Below are 20,558 nucleotides of genomic sequence, written 5' to 3' on the forward strand. Positions count from 1 at the left end.
TGCCGAAGCACATCGGCCTCATACGGCCTCCCCCCCTCTCGACCTCCGGCGCCGCGCCCCTTCCCGGAAGGCGAGAAGACCCCCGGCGCAAGCCGTCCACTCCTCACGGAGCAGTGATTCCGCTCACCCCGAAGGCGCGTATCCTGCCCACACGCCTGCGGAAGACGGCTTCCCATCGCGCCGGATAGCGCTCTCCGCCCCCTGCGGCCAGGGCGAACACCCGGGCCTCGTCGTGCGAGAATGGACATGCGCGGCATTTGATGCGGATCCTGTCGGACCGGATTCAGCATCTTTTTTCCAATCAGCTTGACCTTCAGCGTTCGCGGCTTTACCGTCACTGTCCGTAACCACATGTCGCGGCGTTACGGGGCGAACCCTGTCGCTTCGGTCACTGAAGGTGCCCATCCTGGGTACCAACCCGGTGGACGGTGCACAGGCCGCGAGATAGCACAATCAATTGAAAGCAGCAATTAAGAGAGCCGGGGGGCACACGATGCCGTCTGAGTACGCCAAGTCGCTGGGTGCACGACTCCGCGCCATCCGCACCCAGCAGGGCCTGTCCCTGCACGGAGTCGAAGAGAAGTCCCGCGGACGGTGGAAGGCTGTCGTCGTCGGCTCCTACGAGCGTGGCGATCGTGCGGTCACGGTGCAGAAGCTTGCCGAGCTGGCAGATTTCTACGGAGTCCCGGTTTCCGAGTTGCTTCCCGGAGGTGCGGCCCCGAGCCCGCTCGGCCCCACCCCGAAGCTTGTGATCGACCTTGAGCGCCTCTCCCAGCTCCCCAAGGAGAAGGCCGGTGCGCTCGCCCGCTACGCGGCCACCATCCAGAGCCAGCGTGGTGACTACAACGGCAAGGTGCTGTCCATCCGCCAGGAGGACCTCCGGTCGCTCGCCGTCATCTACGACAAGTCCCCCAGCGAGCTCACCGAGGAGCTCATCAACTGGGGCGTCCTGGACCCCGAGGCGCGCCGCGCCGTCGACTCCTTCTGACGTCCCGCCCCGCGCGCACCCGGCCGCGGGCACGCCGGAACCCGGCGTGCCCGCGGCCGGCGCCGCTTCTCCCCCGTCCTCCCCCGGCAACATCGCACGTAATCCGCCACGGCCCGCGATCGCTGTGGTAGGAAAAAACCAACGTGCCGTTTAACAGGGCATTGTCGTCAGCGAGGCGTGGCTCGGCAGGACGTGGTGGAGATGTTCCGGAGGGACGATCGTCATGACCGTCCTCCACCGCGCCCGCCGGGCCGTCCCCTCGCGCTCCCGGCGTCCCTGCGCTCCTCCGTGAGCGGCGCCTTCGCCAGGCTGCTCTCCTCCGTCGAGACGTCCAAGACCCAGGCGACCCTGAGGTCCCTGCCGTTCATCGTGATGGCCGTGGTGGCCCTGATCGACCTCGCCTCCGGTCCCAACTCCGGCCTCTTCCCCCTGCTGGCGCTGGGCCCCGCCTTCGCCAGCGTGGCGTGCGGGCTGGCCCGCACCACCATGACCGGTGTCGTCGCCCTGGTGCTCTGCTTCGCACTCGCCCTGTACAACGACAACCTCTGGGAACCCCGCACCGCCATCACCGCCATGGCCATCCTCGGCGTGACACTGGCCAGCGTCCTGGCCAGCGCGGGGCGGCTCCGCCACGAACGGCGGCTCGCCGACGTCCGCTCGGTCGCCGAGGCCGCCCAGCGCGTGCTGCTCCGCCCGGTCCCCCGCCGGGCCGGACCCGGGATCGGCGTCGCGGTCTCCTACACCTCAGCCACGGCCGAGGCACGCATCGGCGGCGACCTGTACGAGGTCGTCAGCACCCCGCACGGCGTCCGGATCATCGTCGGAGACGTCCAGGGCAAAGGACTCGAGGCCGTGGAGACCGCCGCGGTGGTGCTGGGCGCCTTCCGCGAAGCGGCATACGACGAGGCCCGGCTCCAGGGCGTGGTGACCCGGCTGGAGAACGCTCTGACCCGTGAGCTGTCCGGCGAGCAGTTCGTCACCGCCGTACTCGCCGAGACCGCCGGCGACGACTCCCTCACCGTCCTGAACTGCGGCCACCCGCCCCCCATGGTGCTCACCTCCGGCGGCGACCACTGGTTCGCCGACCCTCCGGACGAGGCGCTCCCCCTGGGCATGGGATCGCTGCAGGTCACCGAACCGGTGCCCTACCGGCTCCCGTTCGAACCCGGCGACCAGGTCCTCTTCTACACCGACGGCGTGATCGAGGCCCGGGACGGGACCGGCCGCTTCTACCCGCTCGCCTCCCGCGCGCACCTGCTGTCCGACACCGACCCCCAGGTGGCCCTGGACGCCCTCCGCGCCGACCTCCTGCGCCACGTGGGCCGCCCCCTGGCCGACGACGCCGCCATGCTCCTCCTGCGCCACCGCGCCGCCCACCCCGCCTCCGCCCAGAACGCCGCCTGACCCGCACGGCACGCCACCTACGACGCGCCGCATGGGATACCGCAGCTCTGGCGGAGTATGCGCCGTCAGTCGATGACCGCGGACAGCTTCCCGTCGCAGACGAGCAGGTTGCCGGCGGCGACATCACCATGGAACCAGACCGGCGGGAACGGCCAGGCCGAGGTCAGCGCACTCGCCCAGACGGCCCGGCAGGCGGCGACGTCGACGACGCCCTTGAGCCTGTCGAGAGCCTGCTCGACCTGGTCACCGAATTTCACGATCAGTTCTCAATCTCTATGCCCAGCGCGGCCACCAGGCTGTAGAGCAGCCCCTGGGCGTCCCGGCTGCTGACGGTCGCACCCCCTGAGGCTGCCCACCCCGCCGATCTCCAGGAGGGTGCAGCCGACGAAAAATCGGCTGCCGGACACGCGAAGAGCCTATTCCCACCGGCGGGACTCACGATCGTTCGAGGCGCCCGCCGTGAGCCCCGGACGTTCAGGTCCGGACCCGCCGGAGGACGCCTCGCCGAAGGCCGCGCTCAGCCTGCTGCGCAGGTCCGGCGGGAGCTGCCCCGTCACATCCCGTACGGTCTCGGCGCCGACAGGGCCGAAGGACGCCGCGTGTTCGACCGCCACGCGCACGGCCCGCTCCTGTACGGTCGCCGCCTGGTGGCCGAGTGCCACCGCCAGCGACGGCGCCAGCCCGTCTGCCCGGACCGGCTCCTGCCGCAGGAACCGGTCCAGCCACGCCAGTCCGGCCTGGACCAGCCCGCCCTCCGTGCGGAACAGCAGGCCGGACAGGGCCTCGTCCACCTTGTCCGGGTCGAGGGAGTCCAGGCGGTCCAGATGCTTGAACGCCAGCTTGGCCACCGGTCCCGGGGCCACCGGCAGCAACCGCAGATAGTCGCCGACGCGGGAGGCCACCTCGGCCGGGGACGGTTCGAGCAGTTCGTGGAGGCGGGCGAAGAACCGCAGCTCGGTCGTGCTCCCCCCGCGCAGGAACCGGCTCACGCAGCCCCGCAGCAGCATCTCCCGGTCCACCCTGCCCTCGGCGGCCAGGGCGTGCAGCGTGCCCAGCCACGACTCGGCGGCCGGCGGATCGGCCCGTTCCCCGCTCAGTGCCCGGCCCACCCCCTGGGCCTCGAAGAGCCTCGGCAGGAGCACGTCGAGCAGCCGATCGCCACGGAGCCGGTCCGCGGTCGGCGGCGTATCGACCCAGACGAGCACGAGCGGGTCGTGCTCGGGCGGCGTCGTGCCGGTACGGCCCAGCAGCGCGAAGGTGAGCGGCAGGTTCCGGTCTCGGGGATCGCCCGCCCATCGGTCGCGTCGGACGCGCACCCGCAGCGCGAGCCGTACGGCGAGGTCGGCCTGCCACTCGGCGGGGCGCGCGGCGATCGCCTGGAGCACCGGTTCGACGAGGTCGGCGGAGCGGTCGCGGCGTTCGAAGTCGCTCCGGTGCAGCCAGGCGACCACGGCCGCCGTGGTGGGGAGCGTGCCCGCCCCCGCGACCCGCATCGTGTCGATCCAGGCGTCGTACTCGGACGGGGACGGATATTCGCGTTCGGACTCCGGGAGCTTCAGCCGGGGATCCTCCCAGGTGCCCTCCATGTCGCCGCTCCAGCCCAGGGTCTCCGCCCACCGGCGGTGGATCTCCCGCAGGGGCACCCCGCGCTCGCGGGCGAACCGCTTGTACGCCTCCCCCCGCTCCAGCCGGATCCGGCTGAGCCGCTCCGAACGTTCACGCAGGGGCCTCTCCACATCCCTGCGAGCCGCCTCGACGTGGCCTGGCAGCTCCCGGGCCACTTCCTTGCGCCCGGCGTCGTCGAGGTCGGCGACCCTGGCCGCGACCTTGAACGCGTCACCGGTACCGATGAGGTCGCGAACCTCCTCCCACACGGTCATGGCGGCATCCCCTGAAAGTCGGTCTGAATCACTCGAGCGAAGCGCACAGCGCGCCAGCCACAAGGGACATTAGGGAACACCTCAGACGGAATTGAGCATTAACGCCTAGACCATAAAAAGATCACCCTGTGGGCGGACCCCGCCTCCCCCGGGAGGCGGACCTCCCCCGTACGGGTGGACGGTGCAGGTCAGGGGAGCAGGGACTTCAGGGTCTCCTCGTCGCGGGCGATCACGGCGCGGCCGTCGTCGGTCAGCACGATCGGACGCTGGATGAGGACCGGGTTCGCGACCAGGATCGCGATCCATTCGTCCCGGTCGCGGGCTTCGGCGGCCAGGCCGAGCTCCTTGGCCCGGGGTTCGGTCATCCGGGTGATGTCCCACGGTTCGAGGCCGAGCCGGTCGAGGACGTCGGAGAGTTCGGCGGCCGTCGGGGGTTCGTCCAGGTATCGGCGGATGACCACGTCCTGGCTGGACTCGGTGAGCGCGCACAGGGCGTTGCGGATCTTGGAGCAGCGGGGGTTGTGCCAGACCGTGGTCACCGTTCCACCTCCACGGGCGTCCCGCCGGTGATGCGGATCAGCTCCTCGTAGGAGCTGGGGAAGACCGTGTGCGGGTGACCGGCCGCGGCCCACACGACGTCGTGCCTGCTGAGCCAGGTGTCGACGAGGGTCCGGACGGGGGCCGGGTGGCCGACCGGGGCGACGCCGCCGATGGCCTGGCCGGTGGCGGCCCGGACGAACTCGGGGGTGGCCCGCCTGACCGCGGACGCGCCGACCGTCGTGGCGATCAGGCCGGTGTCCACGCGGTGGGCGCCGCTGGTGAGGACGAGGAGCGGCTCGCCGTCGGCGTCGAAGATCAGGCTGTTGGCGATGGCGCCGACCTCGCAGCCGAGTTGCGCGGCGGCGGTGGCGGCCGTCGGGGTGGCCTCGGAGAACACGACGATCTCGCCGGTGACGCCGTGTTCCGCCAGGACGGCGGCGACCTTCTCGACGTTGGGATGCAACTTTTCGGGCACCCGGACACTCTAAACAAAACGACGGTCCATTACCGCTTCATAACCATCCCCGGAGGCGCAGGGGCTGTGCGCTATGGTCCGTCGATCCAGTTATCAGTGATTTGAGGGGATGACGTTACGTGGGGGTTGGACGGCGGCTCGCAGTGGCCGCTCTGGTGACGGGGACGGTGATTCTGTCCTCTTCCGGTGGTGCGAGCGCGGCGGCCGGGGTCCCGGCGTTTCCGGCGGCCGCGGTGGAAACCGCCGCGCAGACCGGGACCGCTTCCTTCACCGCTCCGGGCAAGACGCTCAAGCCCGGAGCCAAGGGTGCGGCGGTCAAGGTGCTCCAGCGGCGGCTGAAGGAGCTGGGCTACGACCCCGGCAAGATCGACGGCCGGTACGGCGGTGCGACGATGTCCGCCGTCTGGGCCTTCCAGAAGGTCAACGGCCTCAAGCCGACCAGTACGGTCGCCCGCAGGACGTGGAACGCCCTGGAGGCGCCCCGGGCGCCGAAGGTACTGGTGCCCAGGGGCAAGCCGACCCGCGCCGAGGTGAACCTCGCCACGCAGGTGATGGTGCTCTATGTCGACGGGCAGGTGAAGCTGATCAGCCACGTCTCCTCGGGCAGCGGGATCCCGTACTGCGAGACGGCGAACTGGCAGGGCAAGACGCAGCGGTTCTGCGGTGACGCCCGCACGCCGACGGGTGACTACAAGACGACCTGGCGCAGGGACGGGTGGCACAAGTCCTACCTGGGGCAGCTGTACAACCCGATTTTCTTCAACGGCGGGATCGCCTTCCACGGCGCGCTGTCGGTGCCGCTGACACCGGCCTCGCACGGCTGCGTCCGGCTGCCGATGCACGTGGCCGAGGTCCTTCCGGACCTGCTCGGCACGGCGGTGCCGGTCCACGTCCGGGGGAAGTTCGTCCGGTAGCCGTCATTCACCGCAACCGGAGGCCCCGGAAGATTTCGATCTTCCGGGGCTTTTCCGTTCCCACAATGATCGAACTTTTGTTCGTCGATTTACTTGACACCATCGATGATCGAATTTATGTTCGATGTAATGACGTGGGACTCGCGGCTCACGTTCAGGGCGGTCGGCCTGACCTCCACCGTCAAGGAAGGCGGCGGGGAACGGTCGGGACGGACGGGGAGAGGGGAAGCTCCTCGTCCGACCGCCCGGCGGAATTGTCGGTGGGGTCTGCGAACGTGGCTTCACCGGCGAAAACGCCGGGAGCCGCTTGCGACCAAGGAGGCTGAGAAACAATGACCCCTCGGCTCAGCGATTCCGGTGGGCCCCGGTTGTCGCCCACGGTGCGCGCGCGCCTGACCGACGCGCGCGACTGCCTGGAGGAGGCGGCGAGCGCCCGCACCTCGGCGGAGCGTTACGTCGCGGCGCATCTGGCCGCGCTCCGGGCCGCCGCGGCCATCCTGGCCGCCCGGCCCCGGCCGATGGACGGCCGCAGGCGCAGGCTGCGCAGCGCCTGGGAGCTGCTTCCGGAGGCCGAACCCCGGCTTGCCGACTGGGCGCCCTATTTCGAGGTGAGTGCGGCCAAGCGAGCCGCGATCGAAGCGGGGATGACCAGTTCCGTGCCGTCACGTGACGCCGAGGAGCTGGTCTCCGAGGCCGAGCGGTTCGTCACCACGGTGGAGACGCTGCTCGGTGTGCCCAGTCAGCCCACGTTGCCCACCAGCATCCCCCTGGCCGGTTAGGGAGCCGCCGCCGTCACCCCGCCGCTACCCCGCTGCCACCGGAGCGAGGATGACGGGAAGGCTCCTGCCCGGGCCGAGCACGTCACGCTTGAATATTTCGCCAGAAACGCTGAGCACCGCTTTTGCCGCCTTCATCGGGTTGAGCTGGACATCCCCCTGCTAGGGTCGACAAGTGACCGGACTGCGACGGATCGACCCCGATGAGTTCGCCGCTCGGCTGGATTCCGTTCTCGAGATCTACACCGCGGCGATGAAGCCGCCCCCCGAGCAGCTCTCCGGTCGCCAAGCGATCATGGCGAACCACGCCGCCCATCCCGGGTTCACCTGCCTGTTCGCCGAGACGGACGAAGGGCTGCCGGTGGGTCTCGCCTACGGCTTCCACGGCGTGGCCGGCCAGTGGTGGCACGACGTGGTCCACCGGGCCCTCACCGACCAGTTCGGCGAGAAGAAGGCCTACGACTGGCTGGGGGACGCCCTGGAGATCGCCGAGGTTCACGTGCACCCTGACCACCAGGGCCGTGGCATCGGCCGTGCCCTGGTGAGAGCCCTGTGCGCCGGACGCCGTGAGCGCACCGCCGTGCTCTCCACCCGTGACCAGCCCACCGTGGCCCGGCGCCTCTACCGCAGCATGGGCTTCGTCGACCTGCTCACCTGGTTCGTCTTCCCCGGCGGCTACGAGCACTACGTCATCGCCGGAGCCGTGCTCCCCCTGGCGGAGGACACGGACGACATGGGCCGATAGCGACATACCCGGCGGATCGCCACCGTGGAGGGGATCCGCCGGGCGCACCGGGGCCCACGCGACCGGCATCGCTCCACCCGGTCGCCGGTTCACGCGGTCAGCGGGACTCACGCGGTCAGCGGGGCCGCCTCCCGGGCGGAGTCGAGGGCCTGGAAGACCTCACGGGTCGCACTGGACCTGTTGAAGGTGATGAAGTGGATCCCGGGCGCGCCCTCGTCGAGGAGGGTCTGGCAGAGCTCCGCGGCGTGTTCGACACCCAGCCTGCGCACGGCCGCGGGGTCGTCGGCGACGGCCTCGAAGCGGGCGGCCACCTCGGGCGGGAACGGCGCACCGGAGAGCTGCTCGGACCGGGCGATCGTGCTCATCTGGGTGACGGGCATGATGCCGGGAATGATCGGGGTGTCGCAACCGGCGGCCGCCACCCGGTCGCGCAGCCGCAGGTAGTCCTCCGCCCGGAAGAACATCTGGGTGATGGCGTAGTCGGCGCCGGCCCGGCACTTGCGCACGAAGTACTCGGTGTCGGACTCCACCGAGGCCGACCTCGGGTGCTTGTAGGGGAAGGCCGCCACGCCCACGCAGAAGTCGCCGGACTGGCGGATCAGCCGGACCAGGTCCTCGGCGTAGAGCACGCCCTCGGGGTGGGCCACCCACTCGCCCATCGGGTCGCCGGGGGGGTCGCCCCGCACGGCGAGGATGTTGCGCACGCCGGCCCCGGCGAACCGGCCGATCAAGTGGCGGAGCTCGCGGATCGAGTGGTTGACGGCGGTGAAGTGCGCCACCGGGGTCAGTGTGGTCTCGTGGGCGAGCCGCTCCACGATCTCGACCGTACGGTCCCGGGTGCCGCCGCCGGCGCCGTACGTGACGGAGACGAAGGTGGGGCGGAGCGCCTCCAGTTCCCGGATGGCGCGCCAGAGCTGCCGCTCCCCCTCGTCGGTCTTCGGCGGGAAGAACTCGAACGAGAAGGACCGGCCACCGGCCGCGAGAAGCTCGCGCACGGTGGGCACACGATCGGGAAGGATTGAGGAGCGACCCAGAGCCATGCCCCTAGGGTACTGGTACGGCTCCCCGGGCGAGGTGCGCCGGGAGCAGGCCGCGTCGTACGTGACCGGCGCGAACCCCCGCGAAACGGAGACGGGGTTCCCGTCCCCCCCTTGATCAGAATCAGGCCCCCGGACGTTAATCTCTGTGCATGACCGCTTCCGCAGCTCTGCTGGACATCGTCCGCTCCCAGGTGGATCGTTCCCTCAGGGAGTTCCTCGACCGGCAGCGACCGCTGGTCAGCGCCCCTGAGCTCGCACCCCTCGTCGCCGCCTACGAGGACTTCCTCAGCGGGGGCAAACGGCTCCGCCCGGCCTTCTGCTACTGGGGCTGGCGCGGCGCGGGCGGCGAGGACGACCCCGCCCTCTTCACCGCGGCGGCCTCGCTCGAACTGCTCCAGGCCAGCGCGCTCGCGCACGACGACGTGATGGACGCCAGCGACCTGCGCCGGGGCATGCCCTCGGCGCACCGCCGTTTCCAGGCCCTGCACGAGAAGGCGGGCTGGCACGGCTCGGCCGAGCAGTTCGGCGAGGGCGCCGCCATCCTCCTGGGCAACCTGCTGCTGGTCTGGTCGGGCGAGATGTGGCGGACCAGCGGCCTGCCCCCGGCCGCGCTGGCCGCGGCCCAGCCGGTCTACGACCACATGCGCACCGAGCTGATGTGCGGCCAGTACCTGGACCTGCTGGAGCAGGCCCACGGTGAGAACACCTTCGAAAGCGCGCTGCGGGTGGCCCTGTTCAAGAGCGGGAAGTACTCGGTGGAGCACCCGCTCCGGCTCGGCCTGGTGCTGGCGGTGCAGGGCCAGGCGCCGTGGATCGACCGCCTCTGCGAGGGGTACGGCCGCAACGTCGGCATCGCCTTCCAGCTGCGCGACGACATCCTCGGGGTGTTCGGCGACCCGGCCGAGACCGGCAAGCCCGCGGGTGACGACCTGCGCGAGGGCAAGCGGACGATGCTCATCGCCCGCGCGCTCGCCGCGGCCTCCCGCGCCCAGGCGGAGGAGGTGGGCCGCACCCTCGGTGACCCGGAACTGGACGCGGCCGGGGTCGACCGGCTGCGCCGGATCATCCAGGAGACCGGGGCCCTCGACGTCTGCGAGAAGATGATCTCCGACTATCTGGAGGGCGCCCTGAGCTCGCTGGAGGACGCCCCGATCACGCCGGAGTCCCGGGCGGCCCTGGCCGAGCTGGCCGTGGCCGCCACGTCCCGCCGGACCTGAGCCCGCGCATCCACCGGCCTGAGCCCGCCGCGTCCCGCCGGATCCGAGCCCGCCGCATCGCGCCGGCCCCGGGCCGGTTCCGGGCGGCTCTGCCGTGCCGGCCGCCCGGAACCCGCGCCGTCAGGCCGTGCCGTCCGCCTGGATCAGCCGCCGCCGGAACTCGGCCGCGGCGGCCTTCGGGTCATCGGCCTCGGTGATGGCCCGTACGACCACGACGCGGCGCACGCCGTACGACATCACCTCGTCCAGGTTGCCGAGGTCGATGCCGCCGATGCCGAACCACGGGCGGTCCGCGGGCAGCGAGGCGGCGTGTTCCAGCAGGGACGGCCCGGGCGCGTGGCGTCCGGGCTTGGTGGGCGTGGGCCAGATCGGGCCGCAGCAGAAGTAGTCGACTCCGGGCTCGACGGCCGCGGCGGAGGCCTCCTCGATGGCGTGAGTGGAACGCCCGATGAGGATGTCGTCGCCGAGGATGTCGCGCGCGACGCGCACCGGCAGGTCGTCCTGACCGAGGTGGAGGACGTCCGGACGGGCCGCGTAGGCGATGTCCGCCCTGTCGTTGACGGCCAGGAGCGCGCCGTGCCGGTCACAGGCGTCGCGGAAGACCTCCAGGAGCGCGAGCTCCTCACGCGCCTCCAGCCCCTTCTCGCGCAGCTGCACGATGTCGACGCCGCCCGAGAGGGCGGCGTCGAGGAAGTCGGCCAGGTCTCCCCGGTCGCGGCGGCCGTCAGTGCACAGGTAGAGGCGGGCGTCAGAAACCGAGGGTCTGGGCACGCCGCTTGACCTCGGTATGACGGCCCGCGACGATCGCGTCCATCGGTGACCCCGGCAGGGTGTCGTCGGGGGTGAACAGCCAGCGGAGCGCCTCGACGTCGTCGTAGCCGGCGTCGAGCAGCACGGTGAGCGTGCCCGGCAGGCCCTTGACGACGTCGTCTCCGGCGAGGAACACGGCGGGCACCTGGGGCTCACCGCCTCCCCTGCGGACTCCGATGAGCTTGTGGTCCCTGAGAAGTTGCTTTGCGCGACCTGGGCTGAGGTTGAGCTTCTTGGCCACCTCGGTCAAGGTGAGCCACTCGCCCACCAGTTCGTCGGTCTCCCGGTCGATCTGCGCAACAGAAAGCGTCACGAAACCACCATTACCACATCGCGTCCTCAGCCAAACACCGGCGGTTCGGTTATGCCGCCGTACAGTCGCGCAACGCTATCGCGGGATCGGTCATCCGATCGACGTCGATGCGCTGGCCGCCCTCGATGAGGCGGCGGCCCTGGAGCAGATCGCGTGGCCGGTCCACCGACAGGACCGCGGCGAGCGTGTCGTCCCCGGTGATCCAGCAGGCCGTCCACCGGCCTCCGTCGTCCGGGTCGCCCCGCATGAGGAGACGGGCGCCGGAGTGGTCGCCGGCGTACTGCACCATGTGGCCGAACTGCTCGGACCAGAAGTAGGGGACGGGGTCGTAGACCGCCTCGTCGCCCAGGAGCGTGGCCACGGCCACGTCGGGGGCGCCCAGCGCGGTGTCCCAGTGCTCGACGCGCAGGCGGCGGCCGTACCGGCGCGACCACCAGGCGGCGCAGTCGCCCACCGCGACCACGCCCGGCATCGAGGTACGCAGGTGCTCGTCGGTGACGATCCCGTTGTCCAGCTCGATCCCCGAACCGGCCAGCCAGTCCACCGACGGCCGCACGCCCACGCCGGTGACGACCACGTCGGCCTCGACGGAGGAGCCGTCGGCGAGAGTGAGCCCGCCGTGGTCGACGGAGGCGACGGCCGCGTCCGTGCGCAGGTCCACGCCCACCTGGCCGTACCAGGGGGCGGTGTGCGCGCCGACCGGACCGAGCGCGACGGCCAGCGGATGGGCGGCGGCCTCGACGACGGTGACGGCGCATCCGGCCTTGCGCGCGGCGGTGGCCACCTCGGCGCCGATCCAGCCCGCGCCGATGACGGCGACCCTGGTTCCCGCTGTGAGGCGGGCGCGCAGTTCGAGGGCGTCGTCGATGGTGCGCAGCACCTGCTGCGGGCCGTCCCCGGGCAGCTTGATCGGGCTCGCGCCGGTGGCGGCGACCAGGCCGTCGTAGGGCAGCTCGCCTCCGGTGGTCTCCACCACGCCCTCGCGCAGCTTCGTGGCGGCCACGCCGGGGCGGAAGTCCACCTCCAGCGCGTCCAGGTCGGAGTCGACGACCGTGGAGTCGGTCGTGCCGAGCAGGACCGCCTTGGACAGCGGAGGGCGGTCGTAGGGGCGGTGCGGTTCCGCCCCGATCATCGTGATCTCACCGCCGAACCCTCGGGCTCTCAGCGCTTCGACACTCCGCACACCGGCGAGACCGGCGCCGACCACCACGACACGATTCACAGAATGAACCCTAAGCGGCCGGGCCCGCCCCCTGAAACGGCTCCCGGATAACGAAACGCGCCACGGCCGCCGGCGGGCGGACCGGCCGTCACGGCCAGGACAGCACCTTCCCGAACCGTACGAGCTCGCCGTAGAGGGCCGGGTCGACGTCCGGGCCGAGCGTCAGGTCCAGGAGCGCCACGGCCGCCTCCCGCGGCGTCTGCGCCCCGGTCATGTCGAACCACGGCCGTGACGACGCGGTGTCGATCATCCCGGGGCAGGTCGCGACGAGCAGGCGGTCATGCGCCAGGTCCTCGGCGCGCCGCTGCCGGGCGAGGGTGCGCACGGCGGCGACCTGACCCACCTTGGAGGGGATGTTGATGAACTCCGGCCAGCCCTCCTCGGCCGCCCGGCCGGACAGCACGGCGTCGCGCCACGCCATGACGACCGCGTCGATCTCGTCGAGCGTCCCGGCCTCGTCGAAGCGCGGGCGCAGCCGCGGCGGCAGCTCCCGCAGCAGGCCCAGGCTGCTGGAGACGACGACGTAGCGCCCGCCCGGGCGCAGGACGGGCAGGAGGGCGCGCAGCATCCGTGTCGTGCCGAGGTTGTTGGCGTCCACGTAGGGGCCGATCACATCGGCGGGGACGTCCTCGGGGACCGTGCGGAGGTAGTGGTTGGAGAAGACGACGTCCACGCCGCCGTGGTCGGCGTGGACGTCGCGGGCGAGGGCGGTGACCGCGTCACCGTCGCGGACGTCGAGCAGGCGGGTGCGGACCTCGGCCCGCGCGCCGGTCACGCGCTCGCGCGCCGCGGCGACGCGTCCGGCGTCGCGGCCGGTCAGGTAGACCACGTCGCCGGGGCCGAGTCGTCGCGCGAGCCCTTCGACCAGGGCGAGGCCCAGACCCTGGTTGGCCCCCGTGACCAGTGCGATCTTGCTCATGCCGCAGAGCGTAGGCCCGCCTCCGGCGGGCAACAAGCGAGCGTCGCGCACAGCGGCCATGCGCGCGGCGCATGGATGGCCGCGGAGGACGCCGCGGGCGTGCGCCGAGGGGGAGTCACGGGCGTACGCCGAGGGGGAGTCATGGGCGGACACCGGGCAGGCCGGGTGCGCGTCAGGCTCTAAGGTGGAGGTGTAAGACGCGCGGGAGCCCGGCATCACCGGGCTGAGAGGAGGGCTGCGGGCCCTCGACCGCCACGGACCTGATCCGGGTCATGCCGGCGAAGGGAGCGGAGTGATCATGTCTTATCCGGCCGTGCCGGTTCTTTCCGCCGATGTCCCGGCCGTGTCGGCCCCCTCCTCTGATGTACCGGCCGTACCGGCCGCCCCCTGTGACGTCCTGGTGATCGGCGGTGGCCTCGTCGGCCTGGCGGCGGCCTGGCGGGCGGCCCGGCGCGGGCTGCGCACGGCGGTGGTGGACCCCGCCCCCGCCTCCACCGCCGCGGCTTCGCACGCCGCCGCCGGCATGCTGGCGCCGGTCAGCGAGGTCACCTACACCGAGGAGCCGCTGCTCCGGCTGGGCCTGGCGTCGCTGGAGCGCTGGCCCGCCTTCGCGGCCGAGCTCTCCGCGGACAGCGGTCACGACCTCGACTACCGGACCGACGGCACACTGGAGGTCGCCTTCGGTTCCGACGACCTGGCGGCCCTGGACGAGCTCGCGGGTTTCATGGGCAGGCTCGGGCTGCCGGTGGAACGGCTGACGGGCCGCGAGTGCCGGCGGCTGGAGCCGATGCTCGCCCCCGCCGTCCGCGGCGGCCTGCTCGCCCCCGGGGACGCCTGGGTGGATCCCCGGCGGGTCACGCGGGCGCTGCTGGCCGCGCTGGAGCGACGGGGAGTCACCATGGTCCCGGCGCGGGCGGCGGGCCTGGAGCGTTCCGGTGAGACCGTCGTCGGGGTACGGCTCGCACCGGCCGGAGGCTCGCCGGACGGCCGTCCCCCGTCCCCCGGCGAGCCCCCCGGTGAGCCCTCCGGTGAGCTCTCCGGTGAGCCTCCGCACGGCGGAGTGATCCTCGCCGAGCGGGTGATCCTGGCGGCCGGCGCCTGGTCGGGGGCGGCTCGGTGGCTCCCGCCGGAGGTGGTCCCGCCGGTCCGCCCGGTCAAGGGACAGATCATGCGGTTGCGCTCCCCCGAGCCGATCCTGCGGCACTGCGTGCGCGGGTCCGTGCACGGCTCGTACGTCTACCTGGTGCCGCGCGGAGACGGGGAGCTGGTCCTCGGCGCGACCCAGGAGGAGCTGGGCTTCGACACCCGGGTGACCGCCGGGGGCCTGTGGGAGTTGCTGCGCGACGCGCGGGAGCTGGTCCCGGGCGTCACCGAGCTGGAGCTGGCCGACGTGGTGGCCGGGCTGCGTCCCGGCACCCCGGACAACCTGCCGCTGATCGGCCCGACGGTCCTTCCGGGCCTGTCGCTGGCCACCGGCCACCACCGGGGCGGCGTCCTGCTGACCCCGCTCACCACTGCCCTCCTCATGGACGAGGCGGGCGACCACGAGGAACTGGCGGCGCTCTGCTCGCCCCTCCGTTTCCAGGAGCAGCGTTGAACGTGATCATCAACGGTGCCGCGCACGAGCTGCCCTCCGGGGCCACCGTGGCGCAGGCCGTACAGAAGCTGACCGAGGCCGTGAGCGGCGTCGCGGTCGCGCTGAACGACGAGGTCGTCTCGCGGGGCGCGTGGAGCTCCACGACGCTCTCCGAGGCCGACCGGGTCGAGGTGCTCACCGCGGTGCAGGGAGGGTGAAGGACGTGGACGACGATCTGATCATCGGTGGGGAGAAGTTCTCCTCACGGCTCATCATGGGCACCGGCGGGGCTCCCTCGCTGGAGGTGCTGGACCAGGCGCTCGTCGCCTCCGGCACCGAACTGACCACGGTCGCGATGCGGCGGCTGGACCCGTCGTCGCGGGGTTCGGTGCTGGACGTGCTGCGCGCCCGCGGCATCAAGGTCCTGCCGAACACCGCGGGCTGTTTCACCGCCGGGGAGGCGGTCCTGACCGCCAGGCTGGCGAGGGAGGCGCTGGAGACCGACTGGGTCAAGCTGGAGGTCATCTCCGACGAGCGCACCCTGCTGCCCGACCCGATCGAGACCTTCGACGCCGCCGAGCGGCTGGTGGCCGACGGGTTCGTCGTCCTGCCGTACATCGGGGACGACCCCGCCCTGGCCCGGCGGCTGGAGCAGGCGGGCTGCGCGGCCGTGATGCCGCTGGGCGCGCCGATCGGCTCGGGCCTGGGCATCCGCAACCCGCACAACATCGAGCTCATCGTGGAGGCCGCGGGCGTGCCCGTGATCCTCGACGCCGGGATCGGCACGGCCAGCGACGCCGCGCTGGCGATGGAGCTGGGCTGCGACGCGGTGCTGCTGGCCACGGCCGTGACCAGGGCCCAGCGGCCGGACCTGATGGCCGAGGCCATGCGTCTGGCGGTGCGGGCGGGCCGGGCCGCCCGGCAGGCCGGGCGCATCCCCCGGCGCAGGTACGCCGAGGCCTCCTCGCCGATGCATCCGTAACCGTCCGGCGGCGGGGACCAGGCGGAAGGGCAGGGCGGGGGCGGGGCGGAGACCGGGCAGGGGCGGGGCGGAGACCGGGGCGGGGACGCGGCCGAACGCCACGTATCCGCATCGGTTTAACCCGTGGACACCCTGGGAAGGGCAAAACGCCCGTAAACTCGGGCAGGTGGACACGACGCTAACCGACCCCCTCGTCGGGAGACTCCTCGACGGGCGTTACCGCGTTGAGTCCCGGATCGCCCGGGGTGGCATGGCCACCGTCTACCTGGCCCTGGACGTCCGGCTCGACCGTACGGTCGCCGTCAAGGTGATGCACCGCTCCCTCGCCGAGGATCCCGCCTTCGTGCGGCGTTTCATCGGCGAGGCCAAGTCGGTGGCGAGCCTCTCGCACCCCAATGTGGTGCAGGTCTTCGACCAGGGCACCGACGGGGACAACGTCTATCTCTCGATGGAGTACGTTCCGGGCCGGACCCTGCGCGACGTGCTGCGCGAGCGCGGCAGACTGCCCGCCCGCGAGGCCCTGGAGGTCATGATCCCGGTGCTCGCCGCGCTGGGCGCCGCCCACCAGGCCGGGCTGATCCACCGGGACGTCAAGCCGGAGAACGTGCTGCTCACCGATGACGGCCGGGTCAAGGTCGTGGACTTCGGCCTGGCCCGCGCGGTCGAGGCGAGCAACCAGACGCGCACCGGCGTGATGATCGGCACCATCGGCTACATGTCCCCCGAGCAGGTGACCTCCGGCGCGGCCGACGCTCGCAGCGACGTCTACGCGGCCGGGATCATGCTGTTCGAGCTCGTCACCGGCCGCCAGCCGTACGAGGGCGAGACCCCGATGTCGGTGGCCTACCGGCACGTCCACGACACCGTGCCCATGCCCTCGGCGCTGCTGCCGGACTGCCCTCCGCTGCTGGACACGCTGGTGGCCCAGGCGACCGCCCGCGATCCCGCGAACCGCCCGGCGGACGCCACGGCGATGCTGGTGGCTGCAGTGGAGGCGCACCGGACGTTGCCCAGGGAGAGCGGCCCGATCCCGTCCGGGCCGGTGTCCCCGATCCCGACCGGCCCGGTACCGGGCCTGGTGCCCGCTCCGGCCGTGGCCGCGGGCATGGCCGGGGGCGTCGTCCCCAACCCGACCCTGATCCAGCCCCGCGCCGACCTGCTCACCGGCCCGCCCGCCGGCCAGGCGCCGTCCCCGGCGGCCGGGAGACGCGGGTTCCGGCCGAACTGGTTCCTGGTCGCCCTGGCCGTGGTGATGGTCGTCGCGGTCGGCGTGACCGGCTGGCTGTTCTCGCAGACCGACACCGTCGAGGTGCCCGCGCTGCTCAACAAGAACATCACCCTCGCCGCGAACGAGGCCAGGCAGCAGGGCTTCGTCGTGGAGATCGGCGAGGCGCAGCACGACGAGGAGGTCCCCAAGGACATCGTGCTCCGGGTCGACCCCGCGCCGAAGACCGAGGTGAAGCCCGGCTCCAAGCTGGTCCTCGTCGCCTCGGCGGGCCCCAAGCGGGTGAACGTGCCCAACGTGGTCGGCATGGACGAGTCCGCGGCCAAGGAGAAGCTCGCCTCGGTCGGGCTGGTCCCCGACGACGTCAAGGGGCAGGCCAGCGAGACCGTCCCGCGCGGCCAGGTGATCCGCACCAGCCCGGGGGTGGGCACCCCGCTCAAGGAGAACAGCAAGGTCGACCTGATCGTCAGCAAGGGCCTGGTGATGCCCGACGTCCGGGGCATGCACCGCGACCAGGCCGACCAGATGCTGCGGGGAGCGGGCTTCAACCCTCAGTTCGTCGAGCAGAACGACTCCGCTCAGCCGTGCACCGTCATCGCCCAGGATCCCCGGCCCAATGCCGAGGTCGACAAGGGCGCGGTGGTCAACCTGACGCTGTCGGCGTGCAGCGTCGAGTGGCACTGGCCGTGGGAGGGCAACGACCAGAACGTCACCGAGGGCTCCGGCGGCGTCCCGATCCCCAACGTGATGTTCAAGGACATCCGGGCCGCGCGCGACGAGCTGCGCGCGGCGGGGTTCAAGGTCGAGATCAGGAGAGGGCTGAACCGGGGGCGGGTGCTGGCCCAGACCCCGCCCGGCGGCCAGCCGGCCCCGGCGGGCACCAGGGTCACCCTCTGGCACTGACGCCTGCCCGGCTCCCGTCCGGTCGGCGGCGGTCCGCTTTCCGGTGCTGCCCCCGTGCCCGCCGCTTGGTAGCCTCCCCCGGTGAACCGCATTCAGCTCGCCGACGGGATCCACGCCGCCTTCACCGACCGGCACGGCGGGGTGAGCGCCGCGCCGTACGACAGCCGCAACCTCGGCGGTGGCGTGGGCGACGCCCCGGAGGCGGTCTCCCGCAACCGGGTCAGGACGGCCGCCGACCTCGGGGTGGACCCGGAGCGCGTGGTCATGATGCGCCAGGTGCACGGGGCCGGGGTGCGCCACGTCGCCGGGCCGTTCGGCGACGACCCGCCCGCGCTCGACGCGGTCTGCACCGACGTCCCCGGCCTGGCGCTGAGCGTGCTCGTGGCCGACTGCGCCCCGGTGCTGCTGGCCGACCCCGCCGCCCGGGTCGTCGGGGCCGCCCACTCGGGACGGCCCGGCACGGTGGCCGGAGTGGTTCCCGCGCTGGTCGCGGCCATGACCGAGCGCGGCGCCGAACCCTCCCGGCTGGTCGCGCTGATCGGCCCGGCCGCGTGCGGGCTCTGCTACGAGGTCCCGGAGGAGATGCGGTCGGAGGTGGCCGAGGCGGTCCCGGAGGCGTGGGCGACCACCCGCGAGGGCACGCCCGCGGTGGACCTGCGGGCGGGCATCACCGCTCAGCTCGCCCGGGCCGGGGTCGGCGACGTCCGGCACGACGCGCGCTGCACCATCGAGTCGCCCGAGCTGTTCTCCCACCGCCGCGAGCGCCCCACCGGCCGCTTCGCGGGCTACATCTGGATGGAGAGCTGAGGCTCCTCCCGGAGACTCGTCCGGCCCGCGTCACTCCGCGCGTTCGAGGATCACCACCGGGATCTCCCGCTCCGTCATCCCCTGGTAGTCGCGGTAGGACGGCATGGCCTCGACCATGAGCCCCCACAGGCGCTCTCTCTCCCCGGCGGAGGCGGTCCTCGCGGTCGCGGCGAACTCCTCCGTGCCGACCCGGACCACGGCGGAGGGGTCGGCGACCAGATTGAGGTACCACGCGGGGTCCCCCGCCGCCCCCCGGTTGGAGGCGGTGACGACGTAGCGGTCGCCGTCCCTCACATAGACCAGCGCCGTACGGCGCAGCCTGCCCGACCGGCGGCCCCGGGTCGTCAGCAGCAGGTCGTCGATCCCCGGCCGGGGCCGCCCGTCCGTTTCCAGGAAGCGGCGGATGTGCCCGGCCACCCACGCGTCCGGGCTGTCGATGACTTCCGCCGTCTCTTCCGTCTCTTCCATCAGCCCTCCTCCACGCCCAGGTGCGTCCGGTGGTGCCCGGGGGTGTCGATCTCGTCGAGCAGCGCGATCGCGAAGTCGGGGTAGGAGATGCGGCCGGCCGCGTCGGCCGGCGCCGTACGGTAGCGGCCGGTGCGCGCGCCGCCGTGGTCGAAGTCCCCGGCCGGGCTGAGGACCAGCCAGTCGACGCCGGTGTCGGCGGAGCGCAGCGCGTCGTTCCCGGCGGCGTGCCCGAGGTAGAAGCCGCGGTACTCCTGGGGGTAGCCGGGGGTGTCCATCAGGAGCGTTCCGGACGCGGTCTCCAGCACCGAGGCCAGTCCGACCACCAGCAGCCGGCCCACCCCCGCCCGGCTCAGCCCGTCGAGGAGGGCGCGCGCGGCGGCGGGGAAGAAGACCTCGGGAGGCGCGCCCAGGTCGGCGGCGGCGCCGATCGCGGCGTCGTGCCCCGCCGCGAGCCGGGCGACGGCGTCGGCGTCGGTGACGTCGCCCGCGACGACCGTCACACCGTCCGCGTCCGAGCCGCCGCCCGTGAGGACCGGCCCACCACCCGCGTGCACGCCGTCGCCTCCGGCGGCCGGTTCGCCCTCCGCAGCCAGGTCACCGTACCGGGCCGGGTCGCGCACGACCGCGGTGACCCGGTGACCCCGGCGGAGGGCCTCCGCGACGGCGGCCCGCCCCGCCCTGCCGCCCGCGCCGAAGATGATGATCCTGCCCATGCCGGCACCTCTCGTCCCGTGGCCGGACCTGATCGCCGGCCGCTGCCCGGACGGTATCCGGCCCGGTGGTTACCTCCGGGTTACCGGCTACGGTGGAGCTGTGGGAAAGCCTCTCGACCCGGACATGTTCGACCCGGTGTGCCCGTCCGGCCTCAACCCGGTCCGCGTCGGCGACAAGTGGGCCGGAATGATCATCCGCTGCCTACAGGACGGGCCGCGCCGCTTCTCCGAGCTGCGTGTGCCCCTGCGGGCCGTCTCGGCGAAGGTGCTCACGCAGTCGCTGCGCTCCCTGGAGCGGGACGGGCTGGTCTCCCGTACGGTCTCCGCCGGTCCGGCGCAGCGGGTCGAGTACGCGCTGACCCCGCTGGGCCGCAGCCTGCTCGGGCCGATGGACGCCCTGTGCGCCTGGGCCGAGGAGCACTGGGACGAGCTCCTCGACGCCCGGGAGGCCGCCTCCCCTGCGGCGGTTCACGGCTCGGCCGCGGACAGGGCCAGGCATGATCACCAGGACGACGTACGGAATCCGGATGGTGGTCGCGGTCGTCCTGGCATGCGCGGCCGTCGCGGTCTCATATGAGATCCTGCCGGCACTTCGGACGGCAACGGGCAAGGTCCCAGCGAGGTGATCGAGGCCGGCGGGC

At 72.4% G+C, this 20,558-nt stretch carries 23 protein-coding genes and 1 riboswitch; of the genes, 12 read left to right on the forward strand and 11 right to left on the reverse strand.

Translation table 11 applies throughout. The features are described 5' to 3' along the window. Nucleotides 1-493 precede the first annotated feature (493 nt). Nucleotides 494-988 (forward strand): transcriptional regulator BldD, encoded by a 495-nt coding sequence (bldD, locus tag IEZ08_RS05715; RefSeq protein WP_068894204.1) that lies wholly within the window; start codon nt 494-496, stop codon nt 986-988. A gap of 288 nt (nt 989-1,276) precedes the next feature. Continuing rightward, entirely contained in the window at nt 1,277-2,392 is a 1,116-nt protein-coding gene (locus tag IEZ08_RS05720; protein WP_229802941.1) for a PP2C family protein-serine/threonine phosphatase, read from the forward strand. 65 nt (nt 2,393-2,457) lie between these two features. Here the strand turns inward: IEZ08_RS05720 and IEZ08_RS05725 are convergent, their stop codons facing one another. The 4 genes from IEZ08_RS05725 to IEZ08_RS05740 form a co-directional block, all read right to left on the reverse strand. Then, nucleotides 2,458-2,649 (reverse strand): phosphotransferase, encoded by a 192-nt coding sequence (locus IEZ08_RS05725; RefSeq protein ID WP_068922640.1) that lies wholly within the window; start codon nt 2,647-2,649, stop codon nt 2,458-2,460. A gap of 159 nt (nt 2,650-2,808) precedes the next feature. Next, entirely contained in the window at nt 2,809-4,272 is a 1,464-nt protein-coding gene (locus IEZ08_RS05730; protein WP_189241789.1) for a DUF6493 family protein, read from the reverse strand. 188 nt (nt 4,273-4,460) lie between these two features. After that, nucleotides 4,461-4,811: an arsenate reductase family protein gene (locus IEZ08_RS05735; RefSeq protein WP_189241790.1), complete on the reverse strand. Its 351-nt coding sequence runs from the start codon at nt 4,809-4,811 to the stop codon at nt 4,461-4,463. Beyond that, complete coding sequence (locus tag IEZ08_RS05740) at nt 4,808-5,287, reverse strand: YbaK/EbsC family protein (RefSeq protein WP_189241791.1); 480 nt, start codon at nt 5,285-5,287, stop codon at nt 4,808-4,810. The genes IEZ08_RS05735 and IEZ08_RS05740 overlap by 4 nt, the downstream gene beginning before the upstream one ends. Before the next feature lie 167 nt (nt 5,288-5,454). Between IEZ08_RS05740 and IEZ08_RS05745 the strand changes: the two genes are divergently transcribed. The 3 genes from IEZ08_RS05745 to IEZ08_RS05755 all read left to right on the forward strand — a co-directional run bounded on the left by IEZ08_RS05745 (nt 5,455) and on the right by IEZ08_RS05755 (nt 7,722). After that, on the forward strand, nt 5,455-6,201 hold the full coding sequence (locus tag IEZ08_RS05745; RefSeq protein WP_229802942.1) for a L,D-transpeptidase family protein: 747 nt from the start codon (nt 5,455-5,457) through the stop codon (nt 6,199-6,201). Nucleotides 6,202-6,533: 332 nt separating this feature from the next. After that, entirely contained in the window at nt 6,534-6,980 is a 447-nt protein-coding gene (locus tag IEZ08_RS05750; protein ID WP_189241792.1) for an SAV_6107 family HEPN domain-containing protein, read from the forward strand. A 172-nt stretch (nt 6,981-7,152) separates the two neighbouring features. Continuing rightward, nucleotides 7,153-7,722, forward strand: a complete 570-nt coding sequence (locus IEZ08_RS05755; protein ID WP_229802943.1) for a GNAT family N-acetyltransferase — start codon at nt 7,153-7,155, stop codon at nt 7,720-7,722. Between the two features lie 107 nt (nt 7,723-7,829). On the opposite strand, the gene metF is transcribed toward IEZ08_RS05755, so the two are convergent. Continuing rightward, the gene (gene metF, locus IEZ08_RS05760) at nt 7,830-8,762 is read right to left on the reverse strand and encodes a methylenetetrahydrofolate reductase [NAD(P)H] (protein ID WP_068922634.1); all 933 of its coding nucleotides are present in this window, start codon (nt 8,760-8,762) and stop codon (nt 7,830-7,832) included. Between the two features lie 149 nt (nt 8,763-8,911). Between metF and IEZ08_RS05765 the strand changes: the two genes are divergently transcribed. Next, nucleotides 8,912-9,979, forward strand: a complete 1,068-nt coding sequence (locus IEZ08_RS05765; RefSeq protein WP_068922633.1) for a polyprenyl synthetase family protein — start codon at nt 8,912-8,914, stop codon at nt 9,977-9,979. Between the two features lie 120 nt (nt 9,980-10,099). Here IEZ08_RS05765 and thiE read toward each other — a convergent pair whose 3' ends face one another. From thiE to IEZ08_RS05785, 4 genes are all read right to left on the reverse strand, one after another. Further along, on the reverse strand, nt 10,100-10,750 hold the full coding sequence (thiE, locus tag IEZ08_RS05770; RefSeq protein WP_084779903.1) for a thiamine phosphate synthase: 651 nt from the start codon (nt 10,748-10,750) through the stop codon (nt 10,100-10,102). Then, entirely contained in the window at nt 10,728-11,102 is a 375-nt protein-coding gene (locus IEZ08_RS05775) for an Rv2175c family DNA-binding protein (RefSeq protein ID WP_068922632.1), read from the reverse strand. Before IEZ08_RS05775 ends, thiE begins: the two co-directional genes overlap by 23 nt. Nucleotides 11,103-11,151: 49 nt before the next feature. Further along, complete coding sequence (locus IEZ08_RS05780; protein WP_068922631.1) at nt 11,152-12,324, reverse strand: NAD(P)/FAD-dependent oxidoreductase; 1,173 nt, start codon at nt 12,322-12,324, stop codon at nt 11,152-11,154. An 88-nt stretch (nt 12,325-12,412) separates the two neighbouring features. Next, the gene (locus tag IEZ08_RS05785) at nt 12,413-13,243 is read right to left on the reverse strand and encodes an SDR family NAD(P)-dependent oxidoreductase (protein ID WP_068922630.1); all 831 of its coding nucleotides are present in this window, start codon (nt 13,241-13,243) and stop codon (nt 12,413-12,415) included. 191 nt (nt 13,244-13,434) lie between these two features. Beyond that, a riboswitch (TPP riboswitch) is annotated at nt 13,435-13,547 on the forward strand. A gap of 39 nt (nt 13,548-13,586) precedes the next feature. Here IEZ08_RS05785 and IEZ08_RS05790 point away from each other — a divergent pair. From IEZ08_RS05790 to pgeF, 5 genes are all read left to right on the forward strand, one after another. Then, the gene (locus IEZ08_RS05790) at nt 13,587-14,840 is read left to right on the forward strand and encodes an FAD-dependent oxidoreductase (protein WP_229802952.1); all 1,254 of its coding nucleotides are present in this window, start codon (nt 13,587-13,589) and stop codon (nt 14,838-14,840) included. Then, entirely contained in the window at nt 14,837-15,037 is a 201-nt protein-coding gene (thiS, locus tag IEZ08_RS05795) for a sulfur carrier protein ThiS (protein WP_068922629.1), read from the forward strand. Before IEZ08_RS05790 ends, thiS begins: the two co-directional genes overlap by 4 nt. 56 nt (nt 15,038-15,093) lie before the next feature. Next, nucleotides 15,094-15,801 (forward strand): thiazole synthase, encoded by a 708-nt coding sequence (locus tag IEZ08_RS05800; protein WP_068928609.1) that lies wholly within the window; start codon nt 15,094-15,096, stop codon nt 15,799-15,801. Between the two features lie 166 nt (nt 15,802-15,967). Beyond that, the gene (gene pknB / locus IEZ08_RS05805) at nt 15,968-17,929 is read left to right on the forward strand and encodes a Stk1 family PASTA domain-containing Ser/Thr kinase (RefSeq protein ID WP_068922628.1); all 1,962 of its coding nucleotides are present in this window, start codon (nt 15,968-15,970) and stop codon (nt 17,927-17,929) included. A gap of 81 nt (nt 17,930-18,010) precedes the next feature. After that, the gene (gene pgeF / locus IEZ08_RS05810) at nt 18,011-18,736 is read left to right on the forward strand and encodes a peptidoglycan editing factor PgeF (protein WP_373294329.1); all 726 of its coding nucleotides are present in this window, start codon (nt 18,011-18,013) and stop codon (nt 18,734-18,736) included. Between the two features lie 30 nt (nt 18,737-18,766). On the opposite strand, the gene IEZ08_RS05815 is transcribed toward pgeF, so the two are convergent. Both IEZ08_RS05815 and IEZ08_RS05820 read right to left on the reverse strand, forming a co-directional pair. Continuing rightward, complete coding sequence (locus tag IEZ08_RS05815) at nt 18,767-19,204, reverse strand: nitroreductase family deazaflavin-dependent oxidoreductase (RefSeq protein ID WP_189241794.1); 438 nt, start codon at nt 19,202-19,204, stop codon at nt 18,767-18,769. Next, the gene (locus tag IEZ08_RS05820) at nt 19,204-19,917 is read right to left on the reverse strand and encodes an NAD(P)-dependent oxidoreductase (protein WP_068922626.1); all 714 of its coding nucleotides are present in this window, start codon (nt 19,915-19,917) and stop codon (nt 19,204-19,206) included. The genes IEZ08_RS05815 and IEZ08_RS05820 overlap by 1 nt, the downstream gene beginning before the upstream one ends. 100 nt (nt 19,918-20,017) lie before the next feature. Here IEZ08_RS05820 and IEZ08_RS05825 point away from each other — a divergent pair, with 100 nt between their 5' ends. Further along, complete coding sequence (locus IEZ08_RS05825) at nt 20,018-20,494, forward strand: winged helix-turn-helix transcriptional regulator (protein WP_084779901.1); 477 nt, start codon at nt 20,018-20,020, stop codon at nt 20,492-20,494. Nucleotides 20,495-20,558 lie beyond the last annotated feature (64 nt).

Source organism: Planobispora rosea (assembly GCF_014648175.1).
GTDB classification, from domain to species: domain Bacteria; phylum Actinomycetota; class Actinomycetes; order Streptosporangiales; family Streptosporangiaceae; genus Planobispora; species Planobispora rosea.